The 23,753-nt window shown below is 60.6% G+C and carries 18 protein-coding genes; 10 read left to right on the top strand and 8 right to left on the bottom strand.

Features of this window, described 5'->3' with window-relative positions; genetic code table 11:
- Positions 1 to 28: 28 nt before the first annotated feature.
- On the bottom strand, positions 29 to 2,239 hold the full coding sequence (locus tag NF676_RS21800; protein WP_252887981.1) for a TerD family protein: 2,211 nt from the start codon (positions 2,237 to 2,239) through the stop codon (positions 29 to 31).
- Between the two features lie 83 nt (positions 2,240 to 2,322).
- Positions 2,323 to 3,027: a trehalose operon repressor gene (gene treR / locus NF676_RS21795; RefSeq protein WP_041479920.1), complete on the bottom strand. Its 705-nt coding sequence runs from the start codon at positions 3,025 to 3,027 to the stop codon at positions 2,323 to 2,325.
- Positions 3,028 to 3,262: 235 nt separating this feature from the next.
- Here treR and treP point away from each other — a divergent pair, with 235 nt between their 5' ends.
- From treP to tadA, 7 genes are all read left to right on the top strand, one after another.
- On the top strand, positions 3,263 to 4,705 hold the full coding sequence (gene treP / locus NF676_RS21790; protein ID WP_041479919.1) for a PTS system trehalose-specific EIIBC component: 1,443 nt from the start codon (positions 3,263 to 3,265) through the stop codon (positions 4,703 to 4,705).
- 118 nt (positions 4,706 to 4,823) lie between these two features.
- Entirely contained in the window at positions 4,824 to 6,470 is a 1,647-nt protein-coding gene (treC, locus tag NF676_RS21785; RefSeq protein ID WP_252886756.1) for an alpha,alpha-phosphotrehalase, read from the top strand.
- Positions 6,471 to 6,577: 107 nt separating this feature from the next.
- Entirely contained in the window at positions 6,578 to 7,801 is a 1,224-nt protein-coding gene (locus NF676_RS21780) for a maltoporin (RefSeq protein ID WP_252868229.1), read from the top strand.
- Positions 7,802 to 7,851: 50 nt separating this feature from the next.
- On the top strand, positions 7,852 to 10,380 hold the full coding sequence (gene ptsP, locus NF676_RS21775; protein ID WP_252886755.1) for a phosphoenolpyruvate--protein phosphotransferase: 2,529 nt from the start codon (positions 7,852 to 7,854) through the stop codon (positions 10,378 to 10,380).
- Positions 10,381 to 10,382: 2 nt separating this feature from the next.
- Positions 10,383 to 10,673 (top strand): PTS sugar transporter subunit IIB, encoded by a 291-nt coding sequence (locus tag NF676_RS21770; RefSeq protein WP_252886754.1) that lies wholly within the window; start codon positions 10,383 to 10,385, stop codon positions 10,671 to 10,673.
- A gap of 117 nt (positions 10,674 to 10,790) precedes the next feature.
- On the top strand, positions 10,791 to 12,167 hold the full coding sequence (locus tag NF676_RS21765; protein ID WP_041479914.1) for a multicopper oxidase family protein: 1,377 nt from the start codon (positions 10,791 to 10,793) through the stop codon (positions 12,165 to 12,167).
- Positions 12,167 to 12,667 (top strand): tRNA adenosine(34) deaminase TadA, encoded by a 501-nt coding sequence (gene tadA / locus NF676_RS21760; protein ID WP_071173476.1) that lies wholly within the window; start codon positions 12,167 to 12,169, stop codon positions 12,665 to 12,667. The genes NF676_RS21765 and tadA overlap by 1 nt, the downstream gene beginning before the upstream one ends.
- Before the next feature lie 172 nt (positions 12,668 to 12,839).
- On the opposite strand, the gene cmoB is transcribed toward tadA, so the two are convergent.
- The 4 genes from cmoB to lon form a co-directional block, all read right to left on the bottom strand.
- Entirely contained in the window at positions 12,840 to 13,796 is a 957-nt protein-coding gene (gene cmoB / locus NF676_RS21755; RefSeq protein WP_095181720.1) for a tRNA 5-methoxyuridine(34)/uridine 5-oxyacetic acid(34) synthase CmoB, read from the bottom strand.
- Entirely contained in the window at positions 13,793 to 14,536 is a 744-nt protein-coding gene (cmoA, locus tag NF676_RS21750) for a carboxy-S-adenosyl-L-methionine synthase CmoA (protein WP_252886753.1), read from the bottom strand. Before cmoA ends, cmoB begins: the two co-directional genes overlap by 4 nt.
- A gap of 195 nt (positions 14,537 to 14,731) precedes the next feature.
- Positions 14,732 to 15,124, bottom strand: a complete 393-nt coding sequence (locus NF676_RS21745) for a protease inhibitor I42 family protein (RefSeq protein ID WP_024014192.1) — start codon at positions 15,122 to 15,124, stop codon at positions 14,732 to 14,734.
- 216 nt (positions 15,125 to 15,340) lie between these two features.
- The gene (gene lon, locus NF676_RS21740) at positions 15,341 to 17,755 is read right to left on the bottom strand and encodes an endopeptidase La (RefSeq protein ID WP_024014191.1); all 2,415 of its coding nucleotides are present in this window, start codon (positions 17,753 to 17,755) and stop codon (positions 15,341 to 15,343) included.
- 396 nt (positions 17,756 to 18,151) lie between these two features.
- On the opposite strand from lon, the gene NF676_RS21735 reads away from it, so the two are divergent.
- Positions 18,152 to 18,340 carry a hypothetical protein gene (locus NF676_RS21735; RefSeq protein ID WP_041479908.1) on the top strand — a complete coding sequence of 63 codons (189 nt, stop codon included), beginning with the start codon at positions 18,152 to 18,154 and terminating at the stop codon, positions 18,338 to 18,340.
- A 206-nt stretch (positions 18,341 to 18,546) separates the two neighbouring features.
- Here NF676_RS21735 and NF676_RS21730 read toward each other — a convergent pair whose 3' ends face one another.
- Both NF676_RS21730 and NF676_RS21725 read right to left on the bottom strand, forming a co-directional pair.
- Positions 18,547 to 20,958 (bottom strand): glucose/quinate/shikimate family membrane-bound PQQ-dependent dehydrogenase, encoded by a 2,412-nt coding sequence (locus NF676_RS21730; protein WP_095181723.1) that lies wholly within the window; start codon positions 20,956 to 20,958, stop codon positions 18,547 to 18,549.
- 222 nt (positions 20,959 to 21,180) lie between these two features.
- The gene (locus NF676_RS21725) at positions 21,181 to 22,542 is read right to left on the bottom strand and encodes a carbohydrate porin (protein ID WP_217851414.1); all 1,362 of its coding nucleotides are present in this window, start codon (positions 22,540 to 22,542) and stop codon (positions 21,181 to 21,183) included.
- A gap of 298 nt (positions 22,543 to 22,840) precedes the next feature.
- Here NF676_RS21725 and NF676_RS21720 point away from each other — a divergent pair, with 298 nt between their 5' ends.
- Entirely contained in the window at positions 22,841 to 23,071 is a 231-nt protein-coding gene (locus NF676_RS21720) for a VF530 family protein (protein WP_016987543.1), read from the top strand.
- A 1-nt stretch (position 23,072) separates the two neighbouring features.
- The gene (locus NF676_RS21715; protein ID WP_252886752.1) at positions 23,073 to 23,711 is read left to right on the top strand and encodes a Pr6Pr family membrane protein; all 639 of its coding nucleotides are present in this window, start codon (positions 23,073 to 23,075) and stop codon (positions 23,709 to 23,711) included.
- The last annotated feature ends 42 nt before the right edge of the window (positions 23,712 to 23,753 follow it).

The raw sequence follows: 23,753 nt of genomic DNA, 5'->3' as shown, positions 1-23,753 counted from the left end.
TGAAAGTGAGCCAATGCCTTCGCAGATATCAAAGATATTCAGACCGAATAAGATCCGTATCGAACGGAGTCAGCCCTTGTTCAGGTGCGAACACCCTCTGCGCCTGCTCTGCAGAGGCCACTCGTTCGCCTCGTGCTCGCACGTGTAAATCGAAAAGCGTGTGCAGGTCCGGCCTTGGTGTATGCACCAGGGCGCGCAGCATCAACGAAACTCCGCTGAGGTTGTTGTCGACGTTGTTCCAGCGGGGCGATGAAGTCAGCCCCAGATCGGCCCAGATCATGCGACGTTCCACCAGGTCCATCACGAATGGCAGGCAGATACTCGTGTCGGAGGCGATATCGATGCGGTCGACTACGGTGCGCGGCTCGAACACTTCGCCAGATGCCGTATCGGCGCGGGCCATCCAGCCCGCGAAGCATTCAGGAAGGTCACAATATGGCTGCCAGGTAAATGAGTTGAGGGACGTGACGACATAGCGGACGCCCTTTTTGACGAGAGCATCAAGGTCGAGGTCGATGAACTCGGAAGCGCCATTAGGCGCGTCGACGATGTCGCCGCTGTGGTAACCGCCATAACCTTTGAGGTTGTAATAGGCGACCGCTTCCTTGAAGACGAAGTCGCTGTCGAAGAAGGCGGCGGACAAGTCGATGTCCGTGCGGTCACGACCGTTCTTCCACCACAGAAACAGGCGAATGAATCGCGTATCGGGCATTGGCAAGCGACTGCCGCGTACAAGTGTTCGCAGTGACTTCGCTGCGGCGCGCTGTGCCAATGGCACCCGGTATTCGCGCAATGCCGGATCGACAAAGCAGCGGCCCAGCGGTGGCAGCGACGCGAAACGTGCGATCAGGGCGTTCTCGCAGATTTGTGCTGCACGCGCCAACACCGGCGGGGCGATCGGTTCTCGACGATCTTCAGTGCCGAAGACTTTCGCCATTGCCCCTTTAGGTATGAACGCCCGCAAGGGCAGGGGACGTGGGGCAGTTAACTGGGCCAGCAATTGCAGCAGCACAGGTGAGGACACTTGTGCGGCGACAGCCGCAAAGGCGTCGAGCACCGCGTCCGGTTCTGTGGCACGCCGTAACATCACGTCCAGACGGCGCGCGAATTCTCCGGGACGATCCTGCAGCACCGACGTAAGCGCGGCGATCTGGCGTTGGGCAAGCATGGTTTCGACACGCGACCCGAACGAGGCCGGCGGATCATTGCGTCGCGCTGCGGTGATGGCCGCAAATGCTCGCGGATACTTCTCAGCGTAATCGCCTGGATGCAGGACTTCGGCCAGACGTTTCCAGCGTTCGGCCTGGCGCATCACATCCTCGGTAGCGTTGGGCATGCGGTCGAGCAGGCGCAACAGCTTGCGACGCATCGAACGTTTCATTTTGCTAAAGCGCGTCAACGCTGTCGCCAGCGACACGTCTCCACCATGCAGTGCGATCGCCACGCGCAGCACGTCCGTCGCCGTTTCGACATTTTGCTCAAGGAAAGCCTCAACCTGTGCATCGTCGCCGATATGCAGGATTAGCGCGCCGCCAACGAGCGCGCGAATCTCGCGAAACGGAACGGTCTCGGGCAGTAGACGGAACACATCGCTTTTGTACGTTCGGATAAACCAGCTGACATCCGCAGCTTCCTCTTCGGACAGCGAGGTGCGCGATGAGACCAGCGGCTCGAGCAATGCCTCGAACTCGCTGACACTTCCCGGTTCGATGACCCAATGGATGAAGTTGCCTTCAAGCATGGCTGGCCGAACCTGTTCGCTGGGTGGCAGGCGCCGAAGTGTGTGGTAGTGAATGACGGCGTTGAGATACAACTCCGCCTCTGTCGCTTCGAGGACTTGATTGGGGAAGTCAGGATAAAACGCTCGGTGATGTACATGAGCACCGCTGCGACGGCGCAGGACTCGAATGACTTCACGCAGCCAGTTCTTGAGTTCTACCGCAGAGAGCATGCCGATTCGCTCGATCAGCGGTTCAGAGAGTACATATCGAAACGCCGCGACTTCTTTGACCGCTGATGCGACCTGCGCGCGCGTGGCTCCGCCAGAGCCGGCAGGGACGTGAAGTTTTGTACGGCGCCGCAGGAACAGCTCCTGATTGATCATGATTTCTTCCTTGGTCGCCGTTTCCAGTGAGCCGATGCTCACCTGTGCAATCGATACGAAAACGCCTGCAATAAGCAGGCGCGGTGTGGAGAGCGGAACCCCTAGTTCATGGAGGATAGAAGGAAGGTGTTCCATAGCCACGGCGGCATACTACCGGAGGTCATCGCGGCTTGTCAGCCAATCACATATTTTGAAATGGGCTCGCCTGTTGGCGAACGTCAGCGCCGCGCCACATCGGAAAAATAGAACTTGTCCAGCGTATGCCGCGATTCGGTGTACTCGAACTGGCGGCCGTCCTGCAGGAAGGTCTGGTTGCTGACCACGATGACATGGCTCTGGCCGTCGAGGTCCAGATGGTGGTGGTCGTCCTTGCTGCACGGCACGGCTTCGATGGTGCGCTGGGCGTAGGCGATCTGCAGTTGCAGGGTCTGTTCGATGTGGGCGTAGATCGAATGTTCGGCGATGTCTGCAGACAGGTCGGGAATCACCTCGCTGACGAAGTGGTTGATGTCGAGGATGACGCGTTTGCCGTCGATGCGCCGCACCCGTTTGATCCGGGTGATCGGGCTGCCGGGCTCGGCATTGATATGTTCAAGCAATGCACCTTCCAGCGGCACCTGACACATCTCGACCACTTCGGTGCTGACGTCGTTGCCCAGTCGCGGGTGGGTCTCCTGGAAACTGACGATGCCGCCGAGCTGGAATTCGATCGGGTTGGTCGCCAGCACGAACGCGCCTTTGCCGTGAATCTTCTGAGCGAAACCGCGTTCCTGCAACTGGTCGATGGCCTTGCGTACCGTGCCACGGCTGGCCTGATAGGTGTCCATCAGCTCGGTTTCGGAAGGCAGCCGGGCGCCGCGCTCCAGGCGTTGCGTGGTGATGCTGGCAAGCAAATCGCTGTAGATCTGGTTGTATTTGCTCATGGCTGGACTCTGTGCCGACGGTGCTCAAAACCCCGAACCTTAAGGGCAGGGTAGGGGTTTGTCCATGCGGACGAAGGAAAACATCTTAGGTCGGAGTAGGAAGAATCCGCATTTTTCTGACGTTCATCCACGGACGCAAACTCGTACAGACGAGTTGTTGCATTAACTCGTACAGACGAGTATTTTTCCTCTCGGCGTGCTGCCAATAACAACAATCCACGACGGAAGAACAAGCATGAGCCATGACTACCCGAACATCGCCAAGGAGCTGCTGGAAAGCCTCGGTGGCCGCGACAACATCGAGCAGGCGGCGCATTGCGTGACGCGTTTGCGCCTGGCGCTGAAGAACCCCGCGCTGGTGAATGTGGCCGCGCTCAATGGCGTCGATCTGGTCAAGGGTTCGTTCTTCACCGGCGGCTTGTATCAAGTGGTCATCGGCCCGGGTGATGTTGAAAAGGTTTATGCCGAACTGCGCCAGCAGACGGGCCTGGCGGCATCGACCATCGCCGACGTTAAACAGAAAAGCGCCGAGAAGATAAACGCCATGCAGCGGCTGGTGCGGGTGTTTTCCGATGTGTTCATGCCGATCCTGCCGGCGCTGATCATTGCCGGCCTGTTGATGGGCATCAACAACCTGCTCGGTGCCAAGGGCATGTTCATCGAGGGCCAGACCCTGCTGGATGCCTATCCCAACCTCGACGGGTTGTGGAGCCTGATCAATCTGATGGCCAACACCTCGTTCGTGTTCCTGCCGGCGCTGGTCGGCTGGTCGGCGGCCAAGCGTTTCGGCGGCAGCGAAATTCTCGGCATTGTCCTCGGTCTGATGCTGGTACACCCGGACCTGCTCAACGCCTGGAATTACGGCAAGGCCGTGGCCGGGCTGGATGGGCAGCAACTGCCGTACTTCGACATCCTCGGCCTGTTCCAGGTGGAAAAGGTCGGCTACCAGGGGCAGATCCTGCCGATCCTGCTGGCGGCGTACGTGATGAGCGTCATCGAAAAATGGCTGCGCGCGCGAGTGCCCAACGCCGTGCAATTACTTGTGGTGCCGATCACCACCATCGTTGTCACTGGCGTGCTGGCGCTGGCGATCATTGGCCCGGTGACCCGGCATATCGGCATCTACATCACCGAAGGGCTGGTGATGCTGTTCGATCTGGCGCCGTTGGTGGGCGGTCTGATTTTCGGTTTGCTGTATGCGCCGCTGGTAATCACCGGCATGCACCACATGTTCCTCGCCGTGGATCTGCAACTGATCTCGAGCCAGGGCGGCACCTTCATCTGGCCGATGATCGTCATGTCCAATCTGGCGCAGGGCAGTGCGGCCCTGGCGGTGTTCTGGATGACGCGCAATGCGCGAGACAAGAGCATGGCCTCGACCTCGGCGATTTCTGCGTATTTCGGCATCACCGAGCCGGCGATGTTCGGCGTCAATCTGCGCTACAAGTTTCCGTTCTACGCCGCGCTGGCCGGTTCGGCGCTGGGTTGCATGTTCCTCTCGCTGAACAAGATCCAGGCCTCGGCCATCGGCGTCGGTGGCCTGCCCGGTTTCATCTCGATCATTCCGCAGTTCATCCCGATGTTCGTCATCGGGATGCTGATTGCCATGCTCGTGCCGTTTGCCCTGACCTGCGTGCTGAGCATGAAGATCGTCCGCCCGGGTTACCGGGTTGCCTGAAATTGAACTGTAGGAGCTGCCGGAGGCTGCGATCTTTTGATCTTGCCTTTCAAAATCGAAAGATCGCAGCCTCCGGCAGCTCCTACAGAGATCGTAAAATTCAAGAGGGAAATCCGCCATGCAAGACTGGCAACGTTCGGTGATCTACCAGATCTACCCGAAGAGCTTTCACAGCCATGCCGGCAACGCCACCGGCGATCTGCTCGGCATCGTCGCCAAGCTCGATTACCTGCAATGGCTGGGGGTCGATTACCTGTGGATCACGCCGTTCCTGCGCTCGCCGCAGCGCGATAACGGCTACGACATCAGCGACTACTACGCGGTCGATCCGAGCTACGGCAGCATGGCCGACTGTGAACTGCTGATCGCCGAAGCGGGCAAACGCGGAATCAAGTTGATGCTCGACATCGTGGTCAACCACACCTCGATCGAGCATGTGTGGTTCCAGCAGGCGCGCAGCAGCCTCGACAACCCTTACCGCGACTTCTATATCTGGCGCGACCAGCCGAACAACTGGGAATCCAAGTTCGGCGGTTCGGCCTGGGAGTACGAAGCGCAGACCGGCCAGTATTACCTGCACCTGTTCGACCACACCCAGGCGGATCTCAATTGGGACAACCCCAAGGTCCGCGACGAAGTGTTCAAGATGATGCGCTTCTGGCGCGACAAGGGTGTGGGTGGTTTTCGTCTGGACGTGATCAACCTGATCTCGAAACCGGCGGACTTTCCCGAAGACGACAGCGATGGTCGGCGCTTCTACACCGACGGGCCGAACGTGCACACCTACTTGCAGCAGATGCACCGCGAAGTCTTCGAAGGGCATGAGCTGATCAACGTCGGCGAGATGTCTTCGACACGTCTGGAACACTGCATTCGTTACTCCAATCCGCAGTCGAAAGAACTGTCGATGACCTTCAACTTTCATCACCTGAAGGTCGATTACCCGAATCTGCAGAAGTGGGTGCGCGCCGATTTCGATTTCCTCCAGCTCAAGCAGATTCTCTCCGACTGGCAGACCGGCATGCAGGCGGGTGGCGGCTGGAATGCGCTGTTCTGGTGTAACCACGATCAGCCACGCGTGGTCTCGCGGTTCGGCAATGACGGCGAATACCGCGAGTTGTCGGCGAAGATGCTTGGTACCGCGCTGCACTTTCTGCAGGGCACGCCTTTCGTCTATCAGGGCGAAGAACTGGGCATGACCAATCCGGGGTTCGAGAGCATCGAGCAATACCGTGACGTCGAGACCCTGAATATCTTTCGCCTCAAGCGTGAAGCCGGGGCAAGCGACCTCGACAACATGGCGGCGATCATGCAGAAGTCCCGCGATAACGGGCGCACGCCGATGCACTGGCACGCCGGGCACAACGCCGGCTTCACTCGCAGCGAACCATGGATCGGTGTGCCGGCCAATGCCGCACAGATCAACGTCGCGCATCAACTGCACGACCCGGAATCGGTGCTGCATCACTATCGGCGCCTGATCGCTTTGCGCCGCACTGAAGCGTTGATCTCCGATGGCGTCTATCGCCAACTACTGCCGGAGCATCCACAGGTCTGGGCGTACCTGCGCGAGGGGACGGGAGAACGCTTGTTAGTGGTGAACAACTTCTATGGCACTGCCTGTGAGGTCGAGCTACCGGCGCTGATCGGCGAAGCCCAGGAGCAGCGCCTGCTGATCAGCAACTACCCGGACTGCCCGCAACGCACGAGTTTGCTGCAGTTGCGACGTTACGAATCCTTCGTGCTGCACCTGACCGACCCCTGATTTTTTAACTGAATAACAACCTTTGAAAAAACACGCAGAACGCTGCGCGGGGGATTTGTGCGCGCTGAATTCCTGCAACCACACAATAAAAACAACGGGTGGCATATATGAGAGCAACCATAAATTACAGCCTGGCAGTCGCGGGGATTTGTCTGGCAATGCCCACGTCCTCACAGGCGCTGGAGTTCGGCGGCTATCTGCGCAGCGGTGTCGGAACCTCGGTAAACAGCAGCAGCCAGTCGTGTTTCCAGTTGCCCGGCGCGCAGACCAAATATCGCCTCGGTAACGAGTGCGAGCAGTACGGTGAGCTCGAGCTGCGCCAGGATCTGTACACCCTCGAAGACGGCTCGGTGCTGAGCGTCGACGGCATGGCATCGCTGTACAACCGTTACGACCGTAGCCTGACGTTCAAGGAAGACAACGGCTCGATTCGTTTGCCGCAGGCTTACGCGCAATGGTCGGCGATGCCCGCGCTCAACGGCGGCTCGCTGTGGGCCGGTCGGCGCTACTACAAACGTAACGACATCCATATTTCCGATTTCTATTACTGGAACCAGAGCGCCACCGGTGCAGGCATTGAAGACGTGTTGCTCGGTGGCTTGAAATACAGCTACGCCTTTTCACGCAAGGACAACCTTTATCAGAAGGATTACATCAACCGCCACGACTTCAATGTCGGCGGTTTCAACAGCAACCGCGGCGGAGAACTGGAGTTCGGCCTCAGCTACATCGACAAGCCCGACAGCCGCGACGCCCACCGTGGCTGGGCGATTACCACTCAGCACGTGCAGCAGGACTTTCTCGGCGGCAAGAACAAACTGGCGCTGCAATACGGCGAAGGGCCGGGCACCGGATTGGGCTATACCGGTAACGTCAGGCTTGATGACCGCAACAAGAGTTATCGGATCGTCGAGTTCTTCGACTGGCAACTGACGCCACGTTTTGGCGGACAATTCCAGGCGGTGTATCAGAAAGATATTCGTCAGGGCGGCGCCGATCAGAACTGGCTGTCACTCGGTGTGCGTCCGGCCTATGCACTGAGCGAGCAGTTCAAACTGGTGACCGAACTGGGTCACGATCAGGTCGAGGCGGCGGACGGCACGCGCAAGCTGAGCAAGTTCACCTTTGCACCGACCTGGTCACCGAAAGGCCCGGAATTCTGGGCGCGGCCCGAGGTGCGTCTGTATTACACCTATGCCAGCTGGAACCAGGCAGCCAAGCGTGCCGCCAACCTGTTGGCCAAAGGTTCGGCGCTGTCCGACACCGGCGTCTTCGGCAACGCACGGCACGGGGCCAATGTCGGGCTGCAGGTTGAATACTGGTGGAAATAAGCAAAGCGGCTGCGACCGCTCATTCAATCAATACACGCTCAGGTGATGTCATGGCCACACCCCAACAATTGCAGCTGCTGGCTCCTTTATCCGGCGTGCTGATGGCGCTGGACCAGGTGCCCGACCCGGTGTTTGCCGGGCGGATCATCGGCGACGGTTTGTGCATCGACCCGACTTCGTCAACGCTCTGCGCACCGCTTGCAGGTGTGGTCAGCGACGTGCAGGCCAGCGGGCATGCGCTCACCATCACCAGTGATGCGGGTGTTCAGGTGTTGATGCATATCGGCCTGGACACGGTGAATCTCGCCGGCGAAGGATTCACCCGCCGCGTTGACGCGGGGCAGCGGGTCGAAGCGGGGCAGGCGCTGATCGACTTCGATGCTGACTACATTGCCCTGCACGCGCGCAGTTTGTTGACTTTGATGCTGGTGGTCAGCGGCGAGCCGTTCGATTCACTCGTTGGCTCAACCGGGTTGGTCGAGGTGGGCCAGCCAGTGCTGGACGTCGTGGTCGGCGCAGCCGCCGGCGAACATCCTGCGCCGGTGCCGGGCGACGCGGTGTTCTCGCAGCCGATCCATCTGCCCAATCCCAATGGCCTGCACGCGCGGCCGGCGGCAGTATTCGCCCAAGCGGCCAAAGCATTTTCAGCGACCATCCATCTGCACAAGCTGCACGCGCAAGCCAACGGCAAATCCCTGGTGGCGATCATGGCGTTGCAAACGGCCCATGGCGACAGTGTGCAGGTCAGCGCCGAAGGCGAAGATGCCGAAGCAGCGGTCGCAGCGCTGACACGCTTGCTGGGCGAAGGCTGCGGTGAAGCGGTGACAGCGCCCGCACCGGTCGAAGCCGACGCAGCAGAAATGCCGAACATCCTGCGCGGTGTCTGCGCCTCGCCCGGTTCGGCGCTGGGACAAGTCATGCAGATCGTCGAAGCGTCGCTTCTGGTCAACGAGTTCGGCGCCGAGCCGCCAGTTGAACTGGAGGCGTTGAGCCAAGCACTGATCGAAGCCGACATGGCCCTGCAACATCTGCGCGACACCGCCAGCGGCCAGGCGCAGGCGGAGATCTTCAAGGCGCATCAGGAACTGCTCGCCGACCCGAGCCTGCTGGATCAGGCCAGGGCGCTGATCGACGCGGGCAACAGCGCGGCGTTTGCCTGGAAGACCAGCACCGACGCAACGGCGGCGATGTTTCGCTCGCTGGGCAATGCCTTGCTGGCCGAGCGCGCGGCGGATCTGGATGATGTCGGCCAGCGCGTGCTGAAGCTGATCCTCGGTGTTCACGAGCAAGCGCTGGAGTTGCCGGACGACACCATTCTGATCGCCGATCAGTTGACCCCGTCCCAGACCGCCGGGCTCGATACGCGCAAAGTGCTCGGGTTTGCCACCGTCGGCGGTGGCGCCACCAGCCATGTCGCGATCCTCGCGCGAGCCTGCGGTTTACCGGCGATCTGCGGCATGCCGGCGCAAATGCTCGGGCTCGGCAACGGCACGCGGGTGCTGCTCGATGCCGACAAAGGCGAATTGCAGTTGCATCCGGACGCCGAGTCCATTGACCAATTGCGCACGCGGCATGAGCGCCAGCGGCAGCGTCATCAGCAGGAGCTGGCGCAGGCCAGCGAGGCGGCCTGCACCCGTGACGGTCAGCACATCGAAGTCACCGCCAACGTTGCCTCGCAGCAAGAAACCGCCCAGGCCATGGAGCTGGGCGCGAATGGCGTGGGGCTGCTGCGTTCGGAATTTCTCTACCTGGGCCGTCAACAGGCGCCGAGCCATGACGAACAGGTGGCCACTTACAGCGCCATCGCCCGCACCATCGGGCCGGCACACAATCTGGTGGTGCGCACCCTCGATGTCGGTGGCGACAAGCCGCTGGCCTACGTGCCGATGGACAGCGAAACCAATCCCTTCCTTGGTTTGCGCGGCATTCGTCTGTGCCTTGAGCGACCGCAACTGTTGCGCGAACAATTTCGCGCGATCCTCGCCTGCTGTGAACTGACGCGTCTGCACATCATGTTGCCGATGGTCACGAATTTGGCCGAACTGCGTCTGGCGCGGCAGATTCTCGAGCAAGAAGCGCGGGTGCTGGGCCTGGCGCACCTGCCAAAGCTGGGAATCATGATCGAAGTGCCTGCCGCTGCGCTGATGGCCGATGTGCTGGCGCCGCACGTGGATTTCTTTTCCATCGGCACCAACGATCTCACCCAATACACCCTGGCCATGGACCGCGATCATCCGCGTCTGGCCAGTCAGGCGGACAGCTTTCACCCTTCGGTGCTGCGCCTGATTGCCATGACGGTGAAGGCTGCGCATGCCCACGGCAAATGGGTCGGCGTCTGCGGTGCGATGGCGTCTGAACGCCTTGCCGTGCCGCTGCTGCTGGGGCTGGGTGTGGATGAGCTGTCGGTGAGCGTGCCGTTGATTCCGGCGATCAAGTCGGCGGTCCGCGAAGTGGATCTGGCCGACTGTCGAATCATCGCCGAACAGGTTTCGAACCTGGAAAGCGCCGCCGACGTGCGCGCAGCCTTGCAGCAGTTTCATGGGGCGAAAGTCGATGCCTCGCCGGTTATGGAGAATTGAACATGTTCGACAAATTGCAGCAGGCATTCTGGAAAGCACTGACGCCGGATCTGGTCCCGGATGAGGTGAAAGCCATCGCTGAACCGGTTGCCGGCCTGAGCGCCGAGATCGTAGCGGCGCTGGGTGGTGTGGATAACCTCAAGTCGCAGCAACCGGTGGCGCTGACTCGGGTGCGCGTGGCGCTGCACGACGCGGCACGGGTCGACCGTCAAGCGTTGAGTATGGCCGGTGTGTCGGGCGTCATGTGCCTTGAGGGCGGCGTGCTGCACCTGATTACCGGGCTGCGCGCATAAGGCCGACAAGACGTGCGGCCGCAGGTCGCCCTTACTGTTTCTCAACTGCGGGTGTATCGTATTCGCCTTTTGCGGATCCCTCGGGGTCTGTCGCTGATACGTGAGGTAGTTGAGTTCATGTCCTTTACCCGTCGCCAAATCCTCGGTGGCCTGGCCGGTCTTGTTGTCGTTGGCGTGGGCGCGGGAGGCGCGTCGCGTTACTGGCTGGGCAAGATGGCCGACGCCGAGGCCGGCCACGACTATGAACTGATCGCCGCGCCGCTGGATGTCGAACTGGTGCCGGGCCACAAGACCGAGGCCTGGGCGTTCGGCCCGTCGGCGCCGGGCACCGAGTTGCGTGTGCGTCAGGGTGAATGGCTGCGTGTGCGCTTCATCAATCACCTGCCGGTGGCGACTACCATTCACTGGCACGGTATCCGCCTGCCGCTGGAGATGGACGGCGTGCCCTACGTATCGCAGTTGCCGGTGCTGCCGGGCGAATACTTCGACTATAAATTCCGCGTGCCGGACGCTGGCAGCTATTGGTATCACCCGCATGTCAGCAGCAGCGAAGAACTCGGACGCGGGCTGGTCGGGCCGCTGATCATCGAGGAACGCGAGCCGACCGGTTTCAAGTACGAGAAAACCCTGAGCCTGAAGAACTGGCATGTCGACGAGCAAGGCCAGTTCGTCGAGTTCAGCATCCCCCGCGAAGCGGCCCGTGGCGGTACCGCCGGGCGCTTGTCGACGATCAATGGTGTGCCGCTGCCGGTGATTGATCTGCCGGCCGGGCAGGTCACCCGGGTGCGTCTGCTTAATCTCGACAACACCCTGACCTATCGCATCAACATCCCCGGTGTCGAAGCGAAGATCTACGCGCTGGATGGCAACCCGGTCGAGCCGCGCCCGTTGGGCAAGGAATACTGGCTCGGCCCCGGCATGCGCATTTGCCTGGCGATCAAGGCGCCGGCGGCCGGTGAAGAGTTGTCGCTGCGCAACGGCCCGGTGCGTCTGGGTACGCTGCGTTCAGTCGCCAACACCGATGCGCCGACGGACTGGCCGAAGGCCCTGCCGGCCAACCCGGTGGCCGAGCCGGATCTGGCCAATGCCGAGAAACTCAACTTCAATTTCGAATGGGTCGGCTCGGTCTCGGTGAACACTGAAAACGGCAAGCCGCCGAGCCTCTGGCAGATCAACGGCAAGGCCTGGGACATCACCGACAAGACCTGTGCTGACCGACCGATTGCCAGCCTGAAACTGGGCCAGAGCTATATTTTCGAATTGAAGAACATGACTCAGTACCAGCACCCGATCCACCTGCACGGCATGAGCTTCAAGGTGATCGCGTCGAACCGGCACAAAGTCGTGCCGTATTTCACCGACACCTATCTGCTGGGCAAGAACGAGCGTGCGCAAGTGGCGCTGGTGGCGGATAACCCGGGGGTGTGGATGTTCCACTGCCATGTCATCGACCACATGGAAACCGGCCTGATGGCCGCGATCGAGGTGAAGTAATGCGCCAGATCCGCCCGGCGGCGATCATCGACCGCAGCCGCGACCGCGACTTCATGCGCGAAGCCCTGACCCTCGCCGCACAGGGCGCCGCCCTCGGTGAGGTGCCGGTGGGCGCGGTGCTGGTGCACGATGGCGTGATCATCGGTCGCGGCTTCAATTGCCCTATCAGCACCAGCGACCCGAGTGCCCACGCCGAAATGGTCGCGATCCGCGCCGCCGCGCAGGCAGTGGATAACTATCGCCTGCCGGGCAGTACGCTGTATGTGACGCTGGAGCCTTGCAGCATGTGCGCCGGGCTGATCGTGCATTCGCGGGTGGCGCGGGTGGTGTACGGCGCGCTGGAACCCAAGGCCGGGATTGTGCAAAGTCAGGGGCAGTTTTTTACCCAGGGCTTTTTGAATCACCGGGTGTTGTATGAGGGCGGGGTGTTGGCAGAAGAATGTGGTGCGGTGCTGACCGAGTTTTTCCGCGCCAGACGCACTAAAAGCCCCTCACCCTAACCCTAACCCTCTCCCAGAGGGAGAGGGGACCGACCGAGTTGAATGGACCAAGTCCGCCGACCTGAAATACCGAGTCGGACTCAAGTTTTGAAAAGCTCAACAATCAGCTCCCTCTCCCTGGGGAGAGGGCTGGGGTGAGGGGTAGGCCCACCGCGGTCATGGGAAAATACGCTTACTTCCTGGCGACGATAACTGCCCGCATCGGCGCCGGCAGCCCTTCAATGGTTTTGCTGTGATCCTCGGGATCAAGAAAATCGCTCAGCGACTGATACTTCATCCACTCGGTCCCGCGTTGTTCTTCCACCGTCGTGGTACTGACATCCACACAACGAATATCGCTGAATCCGGCTCTGCGCAGCCACAATTCCAGCGCCGGCACCGACGGCAAAAACCACACGTTGCGCATCTGCGCGTAGCGATCTTCCGGCACCAGCACCTGATGCTTGTCGCCTTCGACCACGAGGGTTTCCAGCACCAGTTCGCCGCCCTTGACCAGGCAATCCTTCAGCGCCAGCAAATGCTCGATCGGCGAGCGACGGTGATAGAACACGCCCATGGAAAATACTGTGTCGAAGCCTTCCAGATTCGGCGGCAGGTCTTCGAACGGGAACGGCAGGTGCCAGGCATTCGGCTCGGACAAGTAACGCTGCACCGCCTGGAACTGGCAGAAGAACAGCCAGTTCGGGTCGACCCCGATCACGCTGTCGGCGCCGGCGCCGAGCATGCGCCACATGTAGTAGCCGTTGCCGCAACCAACATCAAGGATGCGTTTGCCCTTCAGGTCGAGGTGCGGGGAGACCCGCGACCACTTCCAGTCCGAGCGCCATTCGGTGTCCACATGCACACCGAACAGGTCGAACGGCCCTTTGCGCCACGGCGACAGGCCCATTAGCGCGGTGCGCATCTGTGCGCGGGTGTCGTCGTCGCAATCGGTGTCGAGTTTCAGGCCGTTGAGCAGGTCGACTTCGCTTGGCTGGATCTTCGGCAAGGCGTCCAGCGCACTTTGCCAGCGCTCCAGATCGCCGTGGCCTTTGTCCATTTTCTTGTCGAGTTGCGCTTGCAGGGTGTTGGCCCATTCGGCCAGCGGAGTACCGGCCAGACGCCGGGCGAGGGGGGACAGATCAATCATGGCAAGGCAATCAACGAGGCAAAGTTTAGACACTGGAACCACGGCACGACTTTCGAGAACCCGGCGGCCAGCAGGCGTTCGCGGTGTTCTTCGAGGCTGTCGGGCTTCATGACGTTTTCGATGGCGCTGCGTTTCTGGGCGATTTCCAGTTCGCTGTAGCCGTTGGCGCGTTTGAACGCCACGTGCAGATCGGTGAGCAGCGCATGCTCTTCGGCATCGTTGAAGCGCAGCTTCTCCGAGAGAATCAGCGCGCCGCCGGGCAACAGTGACTGACGGATGCGCGAGAGCAATTCAGTGCGCTGATCCGGGGCGATGAATTGCAGGGTGAAGTTCAGCGCGACTACGGAGGCGGGCTCAAATTGCAGCGCGAGGATATCGCCCTCAATTACCTCGACCGGCAGCAGTTCCTGAAACATCGAATCCTGACCATTGAGATACTCGCGGCAACGCTCGACCATCGCCGCCGAGTTATCCACAGCGATGACCCGGCAACCGTCGGTGCGCACATGGCGGCGCAGGGCTTGAGTCACTGCGCCGAGCGACGAGCCGAGGTCGTAGAGCACGCTGTCTGGCTGAGCGAACTGCGCCGCGAGCACGCCGAGGTTTTCGACGATGGTCGGGTAACCCGGCACCGAGCGCTTGATCATGTCCGGGAACACCCGCACCACGTCTTCATTGAAGGCGAAGTCAGGCACCTCGGCCAAAGGCTGGGCGAATAGGCGATCGGGTTCTTTGCTCACGGCGGCGTCCGGCGGTGTCGGTGGAAAAGGCCGGCATTTTAGCCAAAGTGGCGCGGGGATGCTTGGGTTGTCTGATAAAGCACCGAACCGGGTGTAATTCTCGCCGTCTGGGATATGGCTTTCGCGAGCAGGCTCGCTCCCACAGGGGGGGCGCGGTGATCTGTCGGAGCGAGCCTGCTCGCGAAGAAGCTGCAGTCAGTTCACCGAAATGGCGCAGTCGAAGGTCTCAACAGGCAGCACTTCCGGTGCCCACGGTTGTTGCGAGGTCAGGCGCAAACGCCCGGTGCCTGCTGCGAAGGCCTGGAAGCGCCAGGTCGAAACCCCCGCTGCGCCAACCACGCCGGCATCTTCCGGATTGCTGTAAACCTCGGGGCTGAGGGCGCGCAACACGCCGCCAGCTGAATCCTGAATCGCCCAGCGGTAGCCGGTGGTCGGGTTGCTTGGCAGGCTGATGATCAGGTTTTGCCCGACGTTGAGCCGCACGGGGCATTCGCTTTGTTTTTCCACGGTCACGTTGTGTTTCGGTTGCGTGGCGCAGGCCGCCAGCAAGGAAAGGGCGAGGGGGAGAAACAGGCGAGTGGGGGACATGAGGTCAGCAGCTCCGGCGGTTACGACGAACGGCGAGCATAACTGAAGATGGGACAAAGTGTGACGGTCAGGGAGTTCCGTGTTGGCAGCACTGAAGCCATCGCTGGCAAGCCAGCTCCCACAGGTTTCTCGGTTGACCACAAGATTTGTGGGCACATTGAACATTGTGGGAGCTGGCTTGCCAGCGATAGCGGTACAGCAGGCGCTACATGACTATCAGAAGAGCACCTTCGCCACATCCGCAAACCGCTTGGCAAAGTGCACGGTTATCCCTTCCTTCAGATAATCCGGCAATTCCTCAAAGTTACCCCGGTTCGGTTCCGGCAGAATCAATTCGAAAATCTTCTGCCGGCGCGCTGCGATGACCTTTTCGCGAACGCCGCCGATCGGCAGTACATGCCCGGTCAGGGTCAGTTCGCCGGTCATCGCCACGCCTTTTTTTGGCGGTTGATTGCGTGCGAGCGAGAGCAGGGCGCTGGCCATGGTCACGCCGGCGCTCGGACCGTCCTTCGGCGTTGCGCCTTCCGGTACATGCAGGTGGACGAAGGCTTCGTCGAAGAACTTCGCATCACCACCAAATTGCTTGAGGTGCGAGCTGACGTAGCTGTAGGCGATCTCCGCCGATTCCTTCATCACATCGCCCAATTGCCCGGTGAGCTTGAAGCCCCGGTTGAGCGTATGAATCCGCGTGGCCTCGATCGGCAAGGTCGCGCCGCCCATGCTGGTCCAGGCCAGACCGGTAATCACGCCGGTGCCGGACAGCACTTGCTCATTGCGGAACACCGGATGGCCCAGCGAGGCTTCGAGGTCTTTCGGCCCGAGTTTGATCACCGCTTTCGGATCGTCGATCAGCTTCATCACCGCTTTGCGCACCAGTTTGCCCATCTGCTTTTCCAGCTGCCGCACGCCGGCTTCGCGGGCATAGCCGTCGATCAGGGCTTTGAGCGCGGTGTCGCTGATGCTCAGGCTGCCTTTTGATACTCCAGCCTTTTCCAGCAGTTTCGGCCACAAGTGACGCTTGGCGATGGCGACTTTTTCTTCAGTGATGTAGCCGGACAGGCGAATCACTTCCATCCGGTCCAGCAGTGGGCCGGGAATTGAATCCAGGGTATTGGCGGTGCAGACGAACAGGACTTTCGACAAGTCCATGCGCAGGTCGAGGTAGTGGTCGAGAAATTCGACGTTCTGCTCAGGATCGAGAGTTTCCAGCAGCGCCGAGGCCGGGTCGCCCTGGTAGCTCTGGCCCATCTTGTCGATCTCGTCGAGCATGATCACCGGGTTCATCACTTCGACGTCTTTCAACGCCTGCACCAGTTTGCCCGGTTGGGCGCCGATGTAGGTGCGGCGGTGGCCCTTGATTTCGGCCTCGTCGCGCATGCCGCCGACGCTGAAGCGGTAGAACGGCCGCCCGAGGGATTCGGCGATGGATTTGCCGACGCTGGTTTTACCCACGCCCGGTGGGCCGACCAGCAACACGATCGAGCCGCTGATCTCGCCTTTGTACGCACCGACGGCGAGGAATTCGAGGATGCGATCCTTGATGTCGTCCAGACCCGCATGGTGCTTGTCGAGGATTTTGCGTGCGTGCTTGAGGTCGAGTTTGTCCTCGCCGTACACGCCCCACGGCACCGATGTTGCCCAGTCCAGATAATTGCGCGTGACGGCGTATTCCGGCGAGCCGGTTTCGAGGATCGACAGTTTGTGGGTTTCTTCCTCGAGGCGCTTCTGCACTTGCGCCGGCAGGGTTTTGCCTTCGAGGCGCTGCTGGAACTGTTCGAGGTCGGCGCTGCGGTCGTCCTTGGTCAGGCCGAGTTCCTGCTGGATGACCTTGAGTTGCTCCTTGAGGAAGAACTCACGCTGATGCTCGCCGATCTTGCGGTTAACTTCGGCGGAAATTTCTTTCTGCAGGCGCGCGACTTCGACTTCCTTGCGCAGCATCGGCAGGACTTTCTCCATGCGCTTGAGCATCGGCACGCAGTCGAGCACTTCTTGCAGCTCGGGGCCGGTGGCGGATGTCAGGGCGGCGGCGAAGTCGGTCAGCGGCGATGGGTCGTTGGGGCTGAAGCGGTTGAGGTAGTTCTTCAGCTCTTCGCTGTACAGCGGGTTGAGCGGCAGCAGCTCCTTGATCGCATTGATCAGCGCCATGCCATAGGCCTTGACCTCGTCGGTCGGCTCGGTGGGCTGGTGCGGGTATTCGACTTCGACCAGGTACGGCGGGCGATGGTGCTTGAGCCAGGTCTTGATGCGCACGCGGCTCAGGCCTTGGGCGACGAATTGCAGTTTGCCGTTTTCGCGGCTGGCGTGGTGCACCTTGACCAGCGTGCCGTATTCGGGGAGGGCGCCGGTGTCGAAGTGGCGCGGGTCTTCCTGGGGCGTGTCCATGAAGAACAGGGCCAGGGAGTGGTGTTCGGATTTGCTGACCAGTTCGAGGGTTTCGGCCCACGGTTCTTCGTTGACAATGACCGGCAGGACCTGGGCCGGGAAGAACGGACGGTTGTGGATCGGAATGATGTAGACCTTGTCCGGCAGGTTTTGCCCGGGCAGCGCCAGGCCGGTGCCGGAGGAGGTGTGTTCGATGTGGTCGGTTTCGTAATCGTCGTGGTTGTCCGGGCGATCTTGCTGGTCGGTCATGGGGCACCTGCGCAATGGGGTATGGGGTGTTAGATGGGGCAGGGGTGGGGTGGTTTCAATGGGGCGGGTGTGTTTCTGCTTGTGTGTTCAGGTTTGCAAAGTTTTTGACCTTGTTAACCTTGGCGGCCGTTGGGCCGGTGGCGAGATCCTTCAGGTCGGCACGGATGCCTAGTGGAATCTAACAATGTCTGTGCATAACTAGCGAAAAACGCGAGTGTTGGTTAGCTTTAACTATTAAATGGAGTTTTGATGGATTCCGTTCGGCTTATTTCGAACTGGCCTTGAGTCCCTGTAATTTCTGACAGTAGACAACTGACTCAATCGGCCGAAGATTGCGGTTCAATCTCGAACGACAGAGAGGTGTTCGAGAATTTACCAACGTCAAGGAATCGAACCATGAGTCATACCGATACGAAATACAGGGATTTCATCATTCGCGAATATTCTTCCGACACGCCGGGTTTGCGTTTCCAGGTGATCTACAGCGAAACGGATAAGAGTTTGTTGCTGGAAACCCGCAAGCATGCCGAGCAACTGATCATCGATCGATTGCAACGGATGGCAAATGGAGGAAAAGCCTTTTGATTCTGTCGGGTCACGCTGACGACAAGCGTTCGAAGGTTGCGATCTTTTGATTTTTTCTTGAAAGCACCGAATTGCCCAAGGCGAAGTGGACAGACTTCATTGATGCCATACACCTTGGTGCGAATGGAGCATGTTGGGCACGCCTCCATGCAAAAAGGCGCCACCCCTCACAGGGTGGCGCCTTCTTTTTTTACCGCCGCTACCGCTTATTCCGGCAGTTTGTACGCAATGATGTAGTCACCCATCTTGGTGCCCAGCGAGCCGTGACCGCCAACAACGAGCAGCACGTATTGCTTGCCGTCCTTGCCGGTGTAGGTCATCGGAGTCGCTTGGCCGCCTGCTGGCAGGCGCGATTTCCACAGTTCTTTACCGGTATTCACGTCATAGGCGCGCAGGTACTGGTCGAGGGTGCCGCTGAGGAAGCCGACGCCGCCGGCGGTAACCATCGAACCGCCCATGCTCGGTACGCCGAGGGTGAAGCCGATCGGGATTGGCGAGCTGTCGCGGCTGGTGCCGTTCTTGCGTTTCCACACGACTTTGCCGGTGGTCAGGTCGATACCGGCGACGTAGCCCCAGGCCGGGGCCTGGCACGGTACGCCGAGTGGCGACATGAACGGGTGCATGATCACCGCGTATGGCGCACCAGTGTTTGGCTGCACGCCCGAGGTTTCGCTCTCGCGCTTGCTGCCGGCTTCGACTTGCTCGCGTGGCACCATTTTCGAGACGAAGGCCATGTAGTTCGGGCTGGTGAACAGCAGCTGGCGAACCGGGTCGACCGAGACGCCGCCCCAGTTGAACACGCCGACGTTACCCGGATAGATCAGGCTGCCCTGTTCCGATGGCGGGGTGTACTGGCCTTCGTAACGCAGTTCCTTGAACTGGATGCGGCACAGCATCTGATCGAACGGGCTCGCGCCCCACATGGCTTTTTCGGTCAGTTCCGGGGCCAGCAGGTTGAGGTCCGAACGGGCCTGGGTCGGTGCGGTGTGGTCGCCTTTCACGGCGCCCTGCGGAACCGGGATTTCCTTGATCGGAATGATCGGCGTGCCGTCACGACGGTCGAGGACGTACAGGCTGCCCTGTTTGGTCGGGGCGATCAGCGCAGGTTTCACGCCGTCGGCGGTTTTCATGTCGAGCAGGGTTGGCTGGCTGCCCACGTCCATGTCCCACAGGTCGTGGTGGGTGAACTGGTAGTTCCAGCGCACTTTACCGGTAGCCAGGTCCAACGCGACGAGGCCGGCGCTGAATTTCTCGGCGCCCGGGGTGCGATTGCCGCCCCATTGGTCAGGGGTCTGGTTGCCCAGTGGCAGGTAGACCATGCCGAGTTTTTCATCGACGCTGGCCAGCGACCACATGTTCGCCGAGTTGCGGCTGTAGGTTTCGCCCGGGGCCAATGGCTCGGTGGCGTCCGGCTTGTCGCTGTCCCAGTTCCATACCAGGTGCCCATCGCGCACGTCGAAGGCGCGGATCACGCCCGATGGCTCGTTGGTCGACTCGTTGTCGGTGACGTGACCGCCCATGATCACCAGATCACGGGTAATCGCTGCTGGCGAGGTGGAGTAGTAGCCGCCGGCGGTGAACGGGCCGATGCCTTGGGTCAGGTCGACCACGCCGTTGGTGCCGAAGCCTTCGCAGATCTTGCCGGTGTCGGCGTTCAGTGCGATCAGGCGGGCATCGGCGGTTGGCAGGTACAGGCGACGCGGGCAGGCCTGAGCAACGGCCTGGCCGGCTTCAGAGATGACAGCGGAACCGGCATTTTCAGACTTGGCATAGGCGGCTTCGTCGTAGTACGACACGCCACGGCAGGTCATGTGGGCGAAGCCCTTGAAGCCGACCGGGCTCTTGATCTGTGGATCGAAGCGCCAGATTTCCTTGCCGGTGTCCGGGTCCAGTGCCAGCACTTTGCTGTGCGCGGTGCAGGCGTAGACCATGCCGTTGGCTTTGAGCGGGGTGTTTTCGTTGGTCAGCTCGACCGGGTCATCCGCAGTTGGCAGGTCGCCGGTCTGGATGCGCCAGGCTTCTTGCAGCTTGCCGACATTTTCCGGGGTGATCTGCTTGAGCGGCGAGTAGCGGTCACCGAACTCGGTGCGACCGTAGGCTTGCCAGTCGCCATCCGGCATGGCCGGTGCGGTGCTGGTCATGTCGGCGGTGTCGCGGCCCAGTTCACCGAAGGTTTCGCCCGGGTGGGTGAAGAGGCTGGCCAGAGCGGTAACGCCGGCCAGGATCACCGCCACGGTCAGGCCGCCAGTGCCGATTTTCGCCGGGCCGTTGAGCAGCAGCGGACGACGGAACCACGGCAGCAGCATCACGAAACCGAGGACAAACCACAGCGCCAGACGCGGCACCAGTTGCCACCAGTCCAGACCGACTTCCCACAATGCCCATACCGTGCTGGCAAACAGCACGATGGCGTACAGGCCCAGTGCCGCGCGGCGGCGCATCAGCAGCAGAATGCCGCTCAGCGCGATGCCGATACCGGCCAGCAGATAGTAAAGCGAGCCGCCGAGCATGCTCAGCTTGACTCCCCCGGCCAGCATGGCCAGGCCCATCAGTAGAAGCAGGATGCCGAGCAGGCCCGGTAGCAGACGGCCCCGACTCGAAGCACTTTCGGTGCTCATAGTGTGATTCTCCGTGACGTTTATGTAGTCCCGCGCTGTAGTCACTTTAGATGACGATTTGGCGCAGGCATGGTTCAGATAAAAACTTGTTCGGCTAACGAATTTCATGGATCCCTGTGGGAGCTGGCTTGCCAGCGATGGCGATTGCACATCCAACACTGAAATCGCCAGACAGATTGCTATCGCTGGCAAGCCAGCTCCCACAGGGCCTTGTGGCGTTTTTTAGAACGACGACTGGATCTTGATCCCGCCGATCAGGGCGTCGTCGACGTCGTTCACGCCACCGGGATGGCGGATGTATTGCAGGTTCGGGCGCACGGTCAGCCAGTTGGTCACGTGCACGCCGTAATACAGCTCGGCGCTGTATTCGGTGTCCTGCGGTGGCAGGAACGCCGGATTGTCGTAGTCGTAGACGGCGTTGGCGCGGTTAGTCATTTCGGCGTTCTTGCGATAGGCCGGGTTGACGTGCACACGAGCGAGGGCAAAACCGATGTCGTCCTTGGCGCGGGCATCGAACGGGCCTTTGTAGGTCAGGCCGGCCTGCACGTAGTTGTCGATGGCATTGGTTTTCTTGTCATGCATCGTCGCGTTGGCGAACAGGCTCAAACCACGGGAGTGGTCGCTAGCGATGCTGGTGACCTGCTGCTGAATGCCCAGCCACACGCCGTGCTTGCTCGACGCGCTGCGATAGGCTTCGCCGCTCAGCGCTGCCGGCTGGTCGTTGCGGTCTTTATAGACGTCAGAGGCCTTGGCATTGCTGTAGTAATAACCGGCGCGGTATTCGCCCGGCAGGCCGTTGAGCTTCGGCGTCCACACCAGCTCGACTGGCAGGATCGCGCCTTGCGTGCCGCTGCCGCTGAGTTTGAAGCCGTTGCCGCGATCGAGGTTCGACGGGTTCTGCTCGTAGGCGCCGACCTGCGCATACAGCTCGGGCGTCAGGTGATATTTGACCCGCAGCGCCCATTGGCTGACCGGCCAGTTGTACCAGATGCCGCCGACCCAGTTGCCGACCTGCGAGCCGCAGAAGGCCAGGTTCTGGAAGTCGCAAGGGAAGCTGTTGAAGTCTTCGCCTTCGCCGAAACGGCCGACCTTGATATCGAGCTTCTGATCGAAGAATTTCTGCTGATACCACATCTGCGTCAGGCGCGTGGTCTGGCCACGACCCCAGACTTCCTGGGCGGAAGTGAATCCGCCAACGCGCGGGTCGTTGATGCGGTCGTTGCTGATGTTGTTGCCACTGCGCTTGGTGATGGTCAGCTGAAATTCAGCGTCGTTCCAACCGAGGATCTTTTGCAGATCTAGATGGGTACCGAGGCCGAACTGGTCGCTGTAGCGGGCAGTGCGGTCGTGGTCATAGCCGCCGTGCAGATTGCTGCCCATTTCGCCGGTGTAATCGAGTTTGAAGTCGTAGCCTTTTTCCGCAAGTTCTGTGCGCGTGCCGTTCCAGTCACCGAGCATATACGGTGATTCACTGTCGAAGGCCGGCGCCGCGTGGGCGCAAGTGGCAAGGCCGAGGGCGGTGCAGCCGCCAAGGGTGCGCAGGGCAGAGATAGCGCTGTCTCGGGAGAAGGAAAAGTCAGGCATGAAGAAGTCTTTTTTTGATGTTTTCAGGTGCAGGCCGAACGCTTCAGATTGTCGCAGGCAGTGAAGCGTTTCAGCGGAAGGGCGGCAGGATAATGATCTGTAACAAATTGAGAAAGCGCTTTTGCAGACATGCAGCGTTTCGGATTCGGTAACAGTGCGGCAAACGGGCGCATTGTGAGTCGGGCCACAGCCTGCGATCTTCCCGGGTTGGCCTACATTTGCAGGAAGGCCTTCCACCTGCTCTGCCCCTCGGCTAAGGTGCGCGGCTTCTGCATATCACTTCGCCCAAAGGCCCGGCATGAACGAACAAACCCCCGATCCGCTGCACGGCGTGACCCTTGAACAGATCCTCAATGCACTGGTGACTCACTACGAGTGGTCGGGGCTGGCCGAGCGTATCGACATCCGTTGCTTCAAGAGCGATCCGAGCATCAAGTCGAGCCTGACCTTCCTTCGTAAAACCCCGTGGGCGCGGGAAAAGGTCGAGCGCCTGTACGTTAAGCTGATGCGCACCAAGCGACCGCTCTGAGATGGACAGCGCGAGGCGCCGACGCCTGATCACCGGCCTGGCCGTGTTGGGCTGGGCCGGATTGACGATTCAGCTGTACCTGATTTTCTTCGCACGATTGAGCATCGGCGCCAGCCTGCTGGGCGGGCTGGTGAGTTTCTTCAGCTACTTCACCATATTGACCAACACACTGGTGGCGACGGTGTTGACCTGCGCGGTCACCGAGCGCGAATCCGCCGCACGGCGCTGGTTTCTGCAACCGTGGGTCAGCAGTGGAATCGCGGTGAGTATCGCCGTCGTCGGTCTGGCCTACAGCATTCTGTTACGGCATTTGTGGCACCCCGAAGGCTGGCAGTTTGTTGCCGATGAGTTGCTCCACGACGTCATGCCATTGCTGTTTCTCGGCTATTGGTGGCGCTGCGTCCCCAAAGGCACGTTGCGCCTGTGGCATCTGCCGCTGTGGCTGATCTATCCGTTGGTGTACTTCATCTATGCCTTGCTGCGCGGGCATCTGCTCGGCGCCTATGCGTACCCGTTCATTGATGTGGCGGTGTTGGGTTATCCACAGGTGCTGGCGAATGCCGGGGGGATATTGGTGGGGTTTGTGTTGGTGGGGTTGCTGATTATCGGCCTCGACCGCAAATTGTCCGCACGAAGTTGAGATCCAGTGTGGGAGCGAGCCTGCTCGCGAATGCGGTGCGTC

It is taken from the genome of Pseudomonas siliginis (assembly GCF_024072275.1).
In the GTDB taxonomy this organism is placed as follows: domain Bacteria; phylum Pseudomonadota; class Gammaproteobacteria; order Pseudomonadales; family Pseudomonadaceae; genus Aquipseudomonas; species Aquipseudomonas siliginis.
The sequence above is the reverse complement of the archived record's forward strand: the minus strand, read 5'-3'. Positions and strand labels throughout refer to the sequence as shown.